The sequence below is a fragment of the Streptomyces sp. NPDC046203 genome, from assembly GCF_040646255.1.
GTDB lineage: Bacteria > Actinomycetota > Actinomycetes > Streptomycetales > Streptomycetaceae > Streptomyces.
On sequence record NZ_JBEYZX010000052.1, the window covers coordinates 31,519 to 45,041 of the forward strand.

The 13,523-nt window shown below is 71.3% G+C and carries 5 protein-coding genes, 1 tRNA gene and 1 rRNA gene; 1 reads left to right on the forward strand and 6 read right to left on the reverse strand.

Going from position 1 to position 13,523, the window contains the following annotated elements; all coding sequences use genetic code 11:
• Positions 1 to 158 precede the first annotated feature (158 nt).
• The 3 genes from ABZ990_RS27050 to ABZ990_RS27060 all read right to left on the reverse strand — a co-directional run bounded on the left by ABZ990_RS27050 (position 159) and on the right by ABZ990_RS27060 (position 9,733).
• Positions 159 to 3,011: a DNA translocase FtsK gene (locus tag ABZ990_RS27050; protein WP_361236770.1), complete on the reverse strand. Its 2,853-nt coding sequence runs from the start codon at positions 3,009 to 3,011 to the stop codon at positions 159 to 161.
• 93 nt (positions 3,012 to 3,104) lie between these two features.
• On the reverse strand, positions 3,105 to 3,779 hold the full coding sequence (locus ABZ990_RS27055; RefSeq protein WP_361236773.1) for a response regulator: 675 nt from the start codon (positions 3,777 to 3,779) through the stop codon (positions 3,105 to 3,107).
• A gap of 596 nt (positions 3,780 to 4,375) precedes the next feature.
• The gene (locus ABZ990_RS27060; RefSeq protein ID WP_361236788.1) at positions 4,376 to 9,733 is read right to left on the reverse strand and encodes a HAMP domain-containing protein; all 5,358 of its coding nucleotides are present in this window, start codon (positions 9,731 to 9,733) and stop codon (positions 4,376 to 4,378) included.
• Between the two features lie 393 nt (positions 9,734 to 10,126).
• Between ABZ990_RS27060 and ABZ990_RS27065 the strand changes: the two genes are divergently transcribed.
• Positions 10,127 to 12,778: a SpoIIE family protein phosphatase gene (locus ABZ990_RS27065; RefSeq protein WP_361236776.1), complete on the forward strand. Its 2,652-nt coding sequence runs from the start codon at positions 10,127 to 10,129 to the stop codon at positions 12,776 to 12,778.
• Positions 12,779 to 12,808: 30 nt separating this feature from the next.
• Here ABZ990_RS27065 and ABZ990_RS27070 read toward each other — a convergent pair whose 3' ends face one another.
• From ABZ990_RS27070 to rrf, 3 genes are all read right to left on the reverse strand, one after another.
• A complete protein-coding gene (locus tag ABZ990_RS27070) occupies positions 12,809 to 13,216 on the reverse strand; it encodes a YciI family protein (protein WP_361236779.1) in 408 nt (135 codons plus the stop codon).
• 136 nt (positions 13,217 to 13,352) lie between these two features.
• Positions 13,353 to 13,425, reverse strand: a tRNA-Thr gene (locus ABZ990_RS27075).
• Between the two features lie 5 nt (positions 13,426 to 13,430).
• Positions 13,431 to 13,523 (reverse strand): 5S ribosomal RNA (gene rrf, locus ABZ990_RS27080); the annotation flags it as partial.

Consider the following 13,523-nt stretch of genomic DNA (forward strand, 5'->3'; position numbering starts at 1 on the left):
ATCCGGCCGGGGATGCGGCCAGGGCCCCGGGAAGGGGGCCGGACGAGGGGACGGACAGGGGGCCGATCGGGGGTCGTCCGCCCGGGAGTCGTCCGCTCGGGGATCGGCCGCTCGGGGATCGGCCGCTCGGGGATCCGGGCGCCGGCCGGGTCGCGGGCTCACGGCCCGTCCTCGCCGCGGATCACCGCGAGGACCCCGTCCAGCTCGTCGGGCTTGACGAGCACGTCACGCGCCTTGGACCCCTCGCTCGGGCCCACGATGTCGCGCGACTCCATCAGGTCCATCAGCCGGCCGGCCTTCGCGAAGCCCACCCGCAACTTGCGCTGGAGCATGGAGGTCGAGCCGAACTGCGTGGAGACGACCAGCTCGGCCGCCTGGCACAGCAGGTCGAGGTCGTCGCCGATCTCCTCGTCGATCTCCTTCTTCTGCTTGCCGCCGACGGTGACGTCGTCCCGGAAGACCGGCGCCATCTGGTCCTTGCAGTGCCGCACGATGGTGGCGACCTCGGCCTCCGTGACGAAGGCGCCCTGCATCCGGACGGGCTTGTTCGCGCCCATCGGCAGGAACAGGCCGTCGCCCTTGCCGATCAGCTTCTCGGCGCCGGGCTGGTCGAGGATGACGCGGCTGTCGGCGAGCGAGGAGGTGGCGAAGGCGAGCCGGGAGGGCACGTTCGCCTTGATCAGACCGGTGACGACGTCCACCGAGGGCCGCTGGGTGGCGAGCACCAGATGGATGCCGGCCGCGCGGGCCAGCTGGGTGATGCGGACGATCGCGTCCTCGACGTCGCGCGGCGCGACCATCATCAGGTCGGCCAGCTCGTCGACGATCACCAGGAGATACGGGTAGGGCTGCAGATCGCGCTCGCTGCCCGGCGGCGGCTGCACCTTGCCCTCGCGGATCGCCTGGTTGAAGTCGTCGATGTGCCGGAAGCCGAACGCCGCGAGGTCGTCGTAGCGCAGGTCCATCTCGCGGACGACCCACTGGAGCGCCTCGGCGGCCTTCTTGGGGTTGGTGATGATCGGCGTGATGAGGTGCGGGATGCCCTCGTACGCCGTCAGCTCGACCCGCTTGGGGTCGACGAGCACCATCCGGACGTCCTCCGGGGTCGCTCTTATCATCACCGACGTGATCAGGCAGTTGATGCACGAGGACTTGCCGGATCCGGTGGCACCGGCGACCAGGATGTGCGGCATCTTCGCCAGGTTGGCCATCACATAGCCGCCCTCGACGTCCTTGCCGAGCGCCACCAGCATCGGGTGGTCGTCCTCCGCCGCCTCGGCGAGCCGCAGGACGTCGCCGAGGTTGACCATCTCGCGGTCGGTGTTCGGGATCTCGATGCCGACCGCGGACTTGCCCGGGATCGGCGAGATGATCCGCACATCGGGGCTGGCCACCGCGTACGCGATGTTCTTGGTGAGCGCGGTGATCTTCTCGACCTTGACGGCCGGGCCCAGTTCGACCTCGTAGCGGGTGACCGTCGGACCGCGGGTGAAGCCGGTGACCGCCGCGTCGACCTTGAACTCGGCGAAGACGTTGGTGAGCGACTCGACGACGACGTCGTTGGCGGCGCTGCGCGTCTTGCCGGGGCCGCCGCGCTCCAGCAGGTCCATGGAGGGCAGGGAGTACGTGATGTCGCCGGCGAGCCGGAGCTGTTCGGCCCGCACGGGCAGCTCGGTCGGCTCGGGCGCCGGCTTGGTCAGGTCGGGGACGCCGGAGCGCTCCTCGGGGGCGCGCCGCTTGCCGGCCCGCGCGCCCGGCACCGCGGCGCCGGCCGGGGCCGCCGGAGCGCTCTCCCCCACCGCCTCGGCGGCCGCCGCGGCGACGGCTGCGGCCCGGTCGGCGGTGAGGTCCCGGGTGAGATCGGCGACCAGCGGGGACGGCGGCATGCCATTGAGGACGGCCCCGTCGAGGGCCGCGGCAGCGGCGGCGGCCACGTCGACCGGGTCGAGACCGCCGGTGTCGAACGCCGAGGCGGGCGGGGTACGGCGCCGGCCGCGCCGCTCCAGGGCCTCGGCCTCGGCCTCCGCCTGGTCCGCGTCGGCGGACCGGCGACGGGACGACCGGGCCGGGCGCGGTGCGTCGTCGTCCCACTCGTCGCCGTACACCTCGTACGGATCCGCGTCGGGATCGTAGGCGGGTTCGACGACGCCGAGCCGGACGCCGAGCGCGCGCAGCCGCTGCGGGATGGCGTTGACCGGGGTGGCGGTGACCACGAGCAGCCCGAAGACGGTGAGCAGCAGGAGCAGCGGCACCGCCAGGACCTCGCCCGTCAGGAAGACGAGCGGCTTCGACGCGGCCCACCCGATCAGACCGCCCGCGTCCTGCATGGCCTTGGTGCCGTCGCCCCGACCGGGCGAGCCGCACGCGATGTGCACCTGCCCCAGGACGCCGAGGACCAGCGCGGACAGCCCGATGACGATCCGTCCGTTGGCCTCCGGCTTCTGCGGATAGAGGATCAGCCGGACGCCGATCGCGCCGAGCAGCAGCGGTACGAGCAGATCGAGCCGGCCGAAGGAGCCGGTGACCAGCATCTCCACCAAGTCCCCGACGGGGCCGCGCAGATTGGACCAGGTGCCGGCGGCGACGACGAGGGCGGCACCGATCAGCAGCAGCGCGAGTCCGTCCTTGCGGTGCGCCGGGTCGAGGCCCTTGGCGCCCCGTCCTATGCCGCGGAACATCGCTCCGACCCCGCGCCCGAGTCCGCGCACCAACCGGTAGATCCCCCCGGTGGGGGACGGCGCCGGGCGCGGTGCGGGCTTCTTCGCCACCACCTTGCGCGCGGGCGCGCGCTTGGCGGGCACGGCCTTCTTGGCCGGCGCCTTCCGCGCGGCCTGCTTCGCGGCGGGGGCGGAGGACTTGACGGGGGATTTTCCAGGGGACTTTCCGGGCGCCGCCTTCTTCGCGGCGCCGGTCGTCGTACGGCCGGCGCGCGGCTTCGCGGTGCCCGCCGTGCCCTGGGAACCCTTGCCGGACGTACGTGAGGCCATGATGCTGAGGTTACCGGTGCACATGGCCGGGAAAACACGCTCACCCGTTCGTGTCGTGCCGTGTCGGGCGCGAAACTGACGCCCGTTCACGACGGGCGCCCACGGGGTGACCTTCCGTCAATTCTGCGAGGGCAGAGCGGGGGTACCGCCGGTGCCCGGCTCCAGTGCGTCGAGGGCCCTGCGCAGTCCGGTGAGTTTGCGTTCCAGGTGCGCGGCGGTGGCGACGGCCGCCGCGTCGGCGGAGTCGTCGTCGAGCTGTTTGGACAGCGCCTCGGCCTGTTCCTCGACGGCGGCGAGGCGGGCGGACAGCTCGGCGAGCAGGCCCGCGGACTCCTTGGTCTGCCCGCCGGGGCCGCCGCCCTCCAACTGGAGCCGGAGCAGCGCGGCCTGTTCGCGGAGCTTGCAGTTCTTCATGTACAGCTCCACGAAGACCGACACCTTGGCACGCAGCACCCAGGGGTCGAACGGCTTGGAGATGTAGTCGACGGCACCCGCCGCGTACCCCCGGAAGGTGTGGTGGGGGCCGTGATTGATGGCGGTGAGGAAGATGATCGGGATGTCCCGGGTCCGCTCCCGCCGCTTGATGTGCGCGGCCGTCTCGAACCCGTCCATGCCGGGCATCTGGACGTCCAGCAGAATGACCGCGAAGTCGTCGGTCAGCAGCGCCTTGAGCGCTTCCTCCCCGGACGATGCCCGGACCAGGGTCTGATCGAGCGCGGAGAGAATGGCCTCCAGCGCCAGCAGATTCTCCGGCCGGTCATCGACCAAGAGGATCTTGGCCTTCTGCACCATGCCTCGTCCTCCTCGCCCCGGCACTGGCTCGCTCCGGCTCCGCGAGCCGAGGGAAGCACCGGGCGCCGCCCCAGAAGACGACTCCCACACGCCGTCCGTCCTTGTGCCGGTCATCGTAGCCGCACCCCACCCGTCGCCACACCCTGTCACCGCGATGTCACTGAGCACGCAGATCCGTGCCCGTCTGTCGAACGCGGTGGGATCCCGGAAGGTTCCCGGTGCCACGGGAAGTCCGTCCCGAAGTCCGCCCGGGGCGCCGCCCGGTGGCCCTCACGCCGCCACCGGGCCGGGAGCGGAGCCCGTCCCCCCGGCCCCGTACGGGGCTCCCTACGGCTCCGGCGCACCCGCCGGGTCCGGGCGCCGGGCGGGGTCCGCGTACGAGCCCGGTCCGGGTCCGCGTACAGACCCCGGCCGAATCCCGGACGGACCCCGACTTCCGTACAGATCCCGAACGGACTCCGCCTTCCGGACGTGCCCGGACGGGCTCCGGCTTCCGGCCGTGCCCCGGCGGGACTCCGACTTCCGTACGGGCCCCGGACCGCCCCCGGCTTCCGGACGGCCCCGACTTCCGTACAAACCCCGGCCCGTCCCCCGACTCAGCTCCCGTCCCCCCGCATCCACCGCTCCATGACCGTGAGCAGATGGTCCGGGTCCACCGGCTTGGTCACATAGTCCGAGGCCCCGCACTCGATCGCCTTCTCGCGGTCGCCCTCCATCGCCTTGGCGGTCAGCGCGATGATCGGCAGTCCGGCGAACTGCGGCATCCGCCGGATCGCGGTGGTCGTCGCGTACCCGTCCATCTCCGGCATCATGATGTCCATCAGCACCACGGACACGTCCTCGTGCTGTTCCAGGACCTCGACGCCCTCCCGCCCGTTCTCGGCGTACAGCACCCCGAGTCCGTTCTGCTCCAGGACACTGGTGAGCGCGAACACGTTGCGGACGTCGTCGTCGACGATCAGCACCTTCTCGCCGCAGAACGAGAACTCCGGCCGCGGCTCGCGCCCGGCCCGCTCGCCGCCCTGAGCCGCCGGCTCCTCCTTGGCGGTCTGCCCGGGCAGTTGCGCCCGCTGCGGGGCCGCCGCGCGCCGGTGCCGGAACAGCGCCCCGGCGCCCGCCCGGACCTCGCCGGGCGCGGGCGCGGGCGCGAAGTGCGCCAGCCCCTCGGCGAAGCCGGCCTCGTCCGCGTACCCGAGCGCGGCCTCCCGGCGCTCCTCCTCGTCCTGGTCCTGACCGGTGCCCGGGTGCGCCGGCTCGGTGGGGCACAGCGGCAGGTAGAGGGTGAACGTCGAGCCTCGGCCCGGCTCGCTGGCCGCGTGGATCTCGCCGCCGAGCAGCCGGGCGATCTCCCGGCTGATGGACAGGCCGAGGCCCGTACCGCCGTACTTGCGGCTGGTGGTGCCGTCGGCCTGCTTGAACGCCTCGAAGATGACGAGCATCTTGCTCTCGGCGATGCCGATGCCGGTGTCCGTCACCGAGAAGGCGATCAGGTCGGCGTCCGCGTCGCGCAGCGTCCCGGCCTCCAGCATCTGCTCGCGGATCGTCTGCGGGACGTCCGCGCCGGCCGGGCGGATGACCAGCTCGACGGCGCCGGTGCCGGTGAACTTCACCGCGTTCGACAGCAGGTTGCGCAGCACCTGGAGCAGTCGCTGCTCGTCGGTATGCAGGGTGGCGGGCAGCTCGGGCGAGACCCGCACCGAGAAGTCGAGCCCCTTCTCCGCGGTCAGCGGCCGGAAGGTGGCCTCGACGTAGTCGACGAGCTGGACGAGCGCGATCCGGGTCGGCGACACGTCCATCTTGCCCGCCTCGACCTTCGACAGGTCGAGGATGTCGTTGATCAGCTGGAGCAGATCGGAACCGGCGCCGTGGATGGTGTCGGCAAACTCGATCTGCTTGTGCGTCAGATTGCCGTCGGCGTTGTCGGCGAGCAGCTTGGCCAGGATCAGCAGCGAGTTGAGCGGGGTGCGCAGCTCGTGCGACATGTTGGCGAGGAACTCGGACTTGTAGCGCATGGAGACGGCGAGCTGTTCGGCCCGCTCCTCCAGGACCTGCCGGGCCTCCTCGATCTCGGTGTTCTTCACCTCGATGTCGCGGTTCTGCCGGGCGAGCAGGGCCGCCTTCTCCTCCAGTTCCGCGTTGGAGTTCTGGAGTTCCTTCTGTCGGTTCTCCAGCTCCCCGGAGCGCTCCTTCAGCTGCTCGGTCAGCTCCTGCGACTGCTTGAGCAGCACCTCTGTTCGGGTGTTGACGCTGATGGTGTTGACGGTGGTGGCGATCAGCTCGGCGATCTGGTTGAGGAAGTCGCGCTGGATGTGGGTGAACGGCTGGAAGGACGCCAGCTCGATCACGCCGAGCACCCGTCCCTCGAACAGCACGGGCAGCACGATCACATGGGCCGGGGCGGCCTCGCCCAGTCCGGACGAGATCTTCAGATAGCCCGGCGGGACGTTGACCTGGATGGTCCGCTTCTCCTCGGCGGCCGTGCCGATGAGCGTCTCGCCCGGCCGGAAGGACGTCGGCATGGTGCCGGCCGAGTAGCCGTAACTGCCGCGCATCCGCAGCTCGTACACGCCGTCGCCCTCCCCCACGGGTTCGACGTCGCTGTAGGCGCTGCCGAGCGGGGTGGCGACGAAGAAGGCGCCGTGCTGCGCGGAGACGACCGGGGTCAGCTCGCTCATGATGAGCGCGGCGACGTCCTCCAGGTCGCCCCGGCGGCCCTGCATGAGGCCGGAGATACGGGCCAGGTTGCCCTTCAGCCAGTCCTGCTCCTCGTTGGCGAGGGTGGTGTCGCGCAGGTTGGCGATCATGGTGTTGATGTTTTCCTGGAGGGCCTGGATCTCGCCGGCCGCGTCCACCCCGTCGATCTTGAGGTTGAGGTCGCCGCGGGTCACCGCGGTGGCGACCTTCGCGATGGCCCGTACCTGACGGGTCAGATTGCTGGCCATCTCGTTGACCGACACGGTCAGGTCCCGCCAGGTGCCGTCCACGTCCCGGACCCGGGCCTGACCGCCGAGCTGCCCGTCCGTGCCCACCTCCTGGGCCACCCGGGTGAGCTCCCCGGCGAGGTTGGAGAGCTGGTCGACCATCGTGTTGATGGTGCTCTTGAGCTCCAGGATCTCCCCGCGCGCGTCGATGTCGATCTTCTTGGTGAGATCGCCCTGGGCGATGGCGGTGGTGACGGCGGCGATCTGGCGCACCTGGCCGGTCAGATTGTCGGCCATCGAGTTCACCGAGTCGGTGAGGTCCTTCCAGGTGCCCGAGACACCGGGAACGCGTGCCTGGCCGCCCAGGATGCCCTCGGTACCCACCTCACGGGCCACCCGGGTCACCTGATCGGCGAAGGACGACAGGGTCGTCACCATCGTGTTGACGGTGTCGGCGAGTTCGGCGACCTCGCCGCGGGCCTCGACCGTCACCTTCTTCGTCAGATCTCCGTTGGCGACGGCCGAGGAGACCCGGGAGATGTTCCGCACCTGGCTGGTCAGGTTGTTGGCCATCAGGTTGACGTTGTCGCTCAGGTCCTTCCAGATGCCGGTCACCCCGCGCACCCGGGCCTGGCCGCCGAGGATGCCCTCGGTGCCCACCTCACGGGCGACTCGCGTCACCTCGTCGGCGAAGTTGGACAGCTGGTCGACCATGGTGTTGACGGTCGTCACCAGTTCGAGGATCTCGCCCTTGGCGTCGACGGTGATCTTGAGCGACAGGTCGCCGCGCGCCACGGCCGTCGTCACCTGGGCGATCTGCCGTACCTGCGAGGTCAGGTTGTTCGCCATCATGTTCACCGACTGGGTGAGGTCCTTCCAGGTGCCGGAGACCCCCTGCACCTCGGCCTGGCCGCCCAGGATGCCCTCGGTACCCACCTCACGGGCCACCCGCGTCACCTGCTCCGCGAAGCTGGAGAGCTGGTCCACCATCGTGTTGAGGGTGTTCTTCAGCTCCAGGATCTCCCCGCGCGCGTCCACGTCGATCTTCTGCGACAGGTCGCCGCGCGCCACGGCGGTCGCGACCTGCGCGATGTTGCGCACCTGGTCGGTGAGGTTGCCGGCCATGCCGTTCACCGAGTCGGTGAGGTCGCGCCACACACCGGCGACGCCCGGCACCTGCGCCTGACCGCCGAGGCGGCCTTCCGTACCCACCTCGCGGGCCACCCGGGTCACCTGGTCCGCGAACGCGGACAGCTGATCGACCATCGTGTTGATGGTGTTCTTCAGCTCCAGGATCTCCCCGCGCGCGTCCACGTCGATCTTCTGCGACAGGTCACCGCGCGCCACGGCCGTCGTCACCTGGGCGATCTGCCGTACCTGCGAGGTCAGATTGCCGGCCATGAAGTTCACCGAGTCGGTCAGCTCGCGCCACCGCCCCGAGACGCCGTCCACCCGGGCCTGACCGCCGAGGCGCCCCTCGGTGCCCACGTCCCGCGCCATCCGCGTCACCTGATCGGCGAACGACGACAGCTGCGACACCATGGTGTTGACGGTGTTCTTGAGCTCCAGCATCTCGCCGGCCACGTCGACCGTGACCTTCTGCGACAGATCGCCATTGGCGACCGCCGTCGTCACCTGCGCGATGTCGCGCACCTGGCCCGTCAGGTTGCGGAAGGCCGTGTTCACGGAGTCCGTGAGGTCCTTCCACGTCCCGGCCGCCCCCGGCACCTGCGCCTGGCCGCCGAGCAGACCCTCGACGCCGACCTCCCGCGCCACCCGGGTCACCTCGGAACCGAACGCGGACAGCTGGTCCACCATGGTGTTGACGGTGTTCTTGAGTTCCAGCATCTCGCCGGCCACGTCCACGGTGACCTTCTGCGAGAGATCACCGTTGGCCACCGCCGTCGTCACCTGCGCGATGTCCCGCACCTGCGTGGTGATGTTGCGGAAGACGGTGTTGACCGAGTCGGTGAGGTCCTTCCAGGTCCCCGCCGCGCCCGGCACCTGCGCCTGACCGCCCAGCAGACCCTGGGCACCGACCTCGCCGGACACCCGCGTCACCTCGTCCGCGAAGGTGCGCAGCGTGTCCGTCATCTGGTTGATGGTGTCCGCGAGCTGGGCGATCTCGCCGCGCGCCGACACCTGCACCTTCTGCGACAGGTCGCCGTTGGCCACCGCGGTGGTGACCTCCGCGATACCCCTCACCTGATTGGTGAGATTCCCCGCCATCGTGTTGACGGAATCGGTGAGGTCCTTCCACACACCGGCGACCCCGGCCACCTCGGCCTGGCCGCCCAGCTCGCCCTCCGTACCCACCTCACGGGCCACCCGGGTGACCTCGGAGGAGAACGACGACAGCTGGTCCACCATCCGGTTGACCGTGTTCTTCAGCTCCAGCATCTCGCCGGCCACGTTCGCCGTGACCTTCTGCGAGAGATCGCCGTTGGCCACCGCCGTCGTGACCAGGGCGATGTCCCGCACCTGCGCCGTGAGCTGGTTCGCCATGGTGTTGACGGAGTCCGTGAGGTCCTTCCAGGACCCGGACATCCCGCGTACCTGGGCCTGCCCGCCGAGGATGCCGTCGGTGCCGACCTCCAGGGCGACCCGGGTCACCTCGTCCGCGAACACCGACAACTGGTCGACCAGGTTGTTCACCGTACGGGCGACCTTCAGGAACTCGCCGCGCAGCGGCCGCGTCGTCCCGTCCGCGCCCTCCGAGCGCAGCTCCATCCGCTGCCCCAGATCACCGTCGGCCACCGCCGACAGCACCCGCCCGACCTCGGAGACGGGCCGCGCCAGCTCGTCGACCAGCGCGTTCGCCGCGTCGATCGCCGAGGCCCAGGCCCCCTCGCCGGCCCCGGTGTCCAGCCGCTCCGACAGCTTGCCCTCGCGGCCCACCACCCGGCGCACCCGCGACAGCTCCCCGGTCAGATGCGTCTGCCGGTCCGCGACCTCGTTGAACACGGCGGCGATCTCCGCCATGACCCCGTCGCCGGAGACGGTCAGCCGTTTGCGGAAGTTCCCGTCCCGCATCGACACCAGTGCGGCCAGCAGGCGCTGCAGCGCGGCCGTGTCCACCTGCACCGTGCCTCCGCCCCGGGGCCGCCCGCCGCCCTTCGCCCGCGCACCGCCACCGCGCCGCGTCGTCGTGCCAGACTCCACCGTGTCCCTCCCGAGGGGGTCGAACGGACCGTACGGTCTCTCGCTATCTGCCTGCCCAGTGTTTCACCGGGTCCGGACCAGGCGATAACAGTCCGGCGGCTTCGCACAAGGTCCCCACGTCCGGGGGACGCGAATTCGCGACCGGCATCCGCGGGGACAGCGAAGGTAAGTAACCTGGCATCCGGCTGTCCAACCCGCCCCGGTCCACCCGGCGGGAGCGGGACGGCGGAACGTGGGCACGGACAGCGGGAGGGCACACCGACCATGGCAGAGCCGGGCGTCGAGACGCGTACGAGGAGTTCAGTGATCACCGCGCGGGCGGCCGCCAGCTTCGAACCCGCCGGGCGGTCCGTCGCGACCGCCCGCGCCTTCGTCCGGGACACCCTCCAGGGCTGGGGATACGCCGAGGTCGTCGACGACGCCGTGGTCCTCACCAGCGAACTCGTCACCAACGCCGTCATCCACGCCGGCACCTCGGCCGACGTGCTGTGCCTGCGCCACGAGGACGGCGTCCGCATCGAGGTCGCCGACCGTTACCCCGAGCGCGAGATCCCGCTCCAGCTGAACCGTTCCCCCGGCAACCCCGACCGGGAGAACGGCCGGGGGCTGATGCTCTGCGCGGCCCTCGCCACCCGCTGGGGCGTCGACTACGCCCCCACCCACAAGCACGTCTGGTTCCACCTCGACCTGCCGGAACGTCCCGTCGGCACCCGCTCCGCGGGCCCCGTCCTGCCCGACCAACTGCTCCCCCGCACGGACAGCCGGGTCCGGGTCGCCGTCGTCCAGCTCGACGCCGACGGCGCGATCGCCGCCTGGAACGAGGACGCCGGGGAGATCTTCGGCTACGAGTCCGAGCAGGTCGTCGGCAAGCCGCTCGGCGATCTCGCCGCCTGGCCGCACACCCCCGGCATCGCCACCGGCCTCGCCGAGGCCCTGCGGCTGTCCCGCTGGGAGGGCAGCTACGGCATCCGCTGCGCCGACGGCCGGGTCGTCCCCGTCTACGCCTCGCACCTGCGGGTGCGCGACGCCCAGGGCGAGCCGTCCACCGTTTGCCTCCTCGTCCGTGAGTTCGAGCGCGCGGTGCTCCAGACCCCGCAGCGCACCCCCGGCGCGGAGAATGGCCCCAAGGACCGCACCGCCGCCGACCCCTTCGAGGTCTTCATCGGCTCCCCGGCCCCCGACGACCTCGACGGCCTTCTCCAGCGCACGGTCGAACGCGCCCGCGACATGCTCGACGCCGACGCCGCCTTCCTGCTCCTGGCCACCGACGACGAGACCGAGCTGGAGGTACGGGCCACCACGGGCCTGCCCTCCGCCCGCCAGCGCTTCGCGCGCGTACCGGTCGAGACGGGCGCCAGCCGCTACGGCTCCGCCCGGATGCCCGCCGTCCACGAGGACCTGGCCGCCGTCCCCGGCGCCGTACCCCTCCTCGAAGGCACCGGCATGCGCTCGGTCGTCACGGTCCCGCTGAAGGTCGAGGGCCGGCTCACCGGCTCCCTCGGCGTCGCCGCCGAGTCCGCGGACCGCTACTCCAATGAGGAGGCCCTGCGCCTCCAGTTCGCCGCCGACCGGATCGCCCTGGCCGTGGAGTCCGCCCGGCTCGGCGAGCTCGAACGGCTCCGCCGCGGCTCCCTCAGCTTCCTCGTCGAGGCGTCCGACCTGCTGGCCGGCACACTCGACCGGGACCAGACACTGGCCCTCATGGCCCAGATGACGGTCCCCACCCTGGCCACCTGGTGCGCCGTCTACACGATCGCCGAGCCGACGTCCGACCCTCATCTGTCGTACGTCCTGCACGAGGACGAGGACCAGATCGACGGGGTGAAGGCGCTGCTCCTCTCGATCGACCCGCCCGACCCGGTGACGACCCCCGGCGCCCGGGTCTGGACGGCCCCGGGCGAGGCCGCCCACCGCGCCGCGCTGAGCGCCTCGATGCGCGAGCTCGGCGGCCCCGGCAGCCCCGTCTCCTCCGGCATCGACCACGCCCTGACCACGGCGACGACCGTCGGCGGCGAGACCGTGGTCCTGCCGCTGCTGGCCCGCAACCGCGTCATCGGCATGCTGACCCTGGGCCGGCCCGCCGACGACCACTTCCGCCAGGAGAGCCTGGAGCTGGCCGAGGACCTGTCCCGCCGGGCCGCGCTCGCCCTGGACAACGCCCGCCTCTACTCGGAGCGCGTGGCCATCAGCCAGTCCCTCCAGCGCAGCCTGCTGCCGCCCAGCCCACCGGCGATCCCCGGCGTCGAGGTCGACGTCATCTACCGCGCGGCCGGCGAGGGCAACGAGGTCGGCGGCGACTTCTACGATCTCTTCCCCATCCGCGACGGCGCGTACGGCCTCGCCATCGGCGATGTCTGCGGTACGGGCCCCGAGGCGGCCGCCGTGACCGGTCTCGCCCGGCACGCCCTGCGGCTGCTGGCCCGCGAGGGCTTCGGCGGCCCCGCCGTCCTGGAGCGGCTGAACGCGGCGATCCTCGACGAGGGCGCCCGCAGCCGCTTCCTCACCCTGCTGTACGGCGAGCTGCGCCCGCACGAGGACGGCTCGGCCCTCCTCAAGCTGGTCTGCGCCGGCCATCCGCTGCCGCTCCGCCTCAGCCAGGACGGCACGGTCCGCCCGGTCGCCGACCCGCAGCCGCTGCTCGGTGTGATGGAGGACCTGGAGCTGTACGAGCAGAGCGTCACCCTCGACCCGGGCGACGTCCTGCTGTGCGTCACGGACGGCGTCACCGAACGCCGCGAGGGCACCCGCATGCTGGGCGACGACGGTCTCGCCGACGTCCTGAGGTCGTGTACGGGCCTGACGGCCGGCGCGGTCGCCGCGCGGGTGCTGCGGGCGGTCGAGCGCTTCGCCCATGCTCCGGCCTCGGACGACATGGCGATCCTGGCCCTGCGCCTCCCGGAGCGGCAGGACCCGTAGGACCGTACGGGGGTCCCGCACCGCCCCGGGTCACTCCGCGGCGGTGTGGGATTCCCCCATGAACGGCCGGATCTCCAGCCACTCGTGGATCGGCCGGCCGCCCGCGCCCGGTGCGGCCGACAGCTCGGCGGCCAGGTCGAGGGCCCGCTGGTAGGTGTCGACGTCGATCGCCATCCAGCCGGCCACGAGGTCCTTGGTCTCGGCGAACGGCCCGGAGGTGACCGGTGGGCGTCCCTCCCCGTCGTACCGGACGAACGTCCCCTCGGGGGAGAGCGCCTGGCTGTCGACGTATTCGCCCGTCCCCTTCAGCCGGTCCGCGAAGTCGTTCATGTACTGGATGTGGGCCGAGACTTCCTCGGGCGTCCACTGGTCCATCGGAACGTCGTTGACCGAGGCCGGCGCGCCCCGGTAGTGCTTCACCAACAGATACCTGGCCATCGCGCCTCTCCTTCGTGCGGTGCGGCCCATTCTGGTCGCGCTCGCTGCGGGGAGGCGGTTGGCCACGCCGTCCGGCACCTGTGAACCCCTTGAAACGCAAAAAGGCCCCCGCCATAAGGCGGGGGCCTTTTCTCTGAGCCCTTTAACGGAATCGAACCGTTGACCTTCTCCTTACCATGGAGACGCTCTACCGACTGAGCTAAAAGGGCGGGTTGTTCGGCGGCGTCCTACTCTCCCACAGGGTCCCCCCTGCAGTACCATCGGCGCTGAAAGGCTTAGCTTCCGGGTTCGGAATGTAACCGGGCGT

Excerpts from the sequence above, each read along its gene's own strand:
- ABZ990_RS27050 (WP_361236770.1), bottom strand. The coding sequence starts at position 3,011 with ATGTGCACCGGTAACCTCAGCATCATGGCCTCACGTACGTCCGGCAAG.
- ABZ990_RS27055 (WP_361236773.1), bottom strand. The coding sequence starts at position 3,779 with ATGGTGCAGAAGGCCAAGATCCTCTTGGTCGATGACCGGCCGGAGAAT.
- ABZ990_RS27060 (WP_361236788.1), bottom strand. The coding sequence starts at position 9,733 with ATGCGGGACGGGAACTTCCGCAAACGGCTGACCGTCTCCGGCGACGGG.
- ABZ990_RS27065 (WP_361236776.1), top strand. The coding sequence starts at position 10,127 with ATGGCAGAGCCGGGCGTCGAGACGCGTACGAGGAGTTCAGTGATCACC.
- ABZ990_RS27070 (WP_361236779.1), bottom strand. The coding sequence starts at position 13,216 with ATGGCCAGGTATCTGTTGGTGAAGCACTACCGGGGCGCGCCGGCCTCG.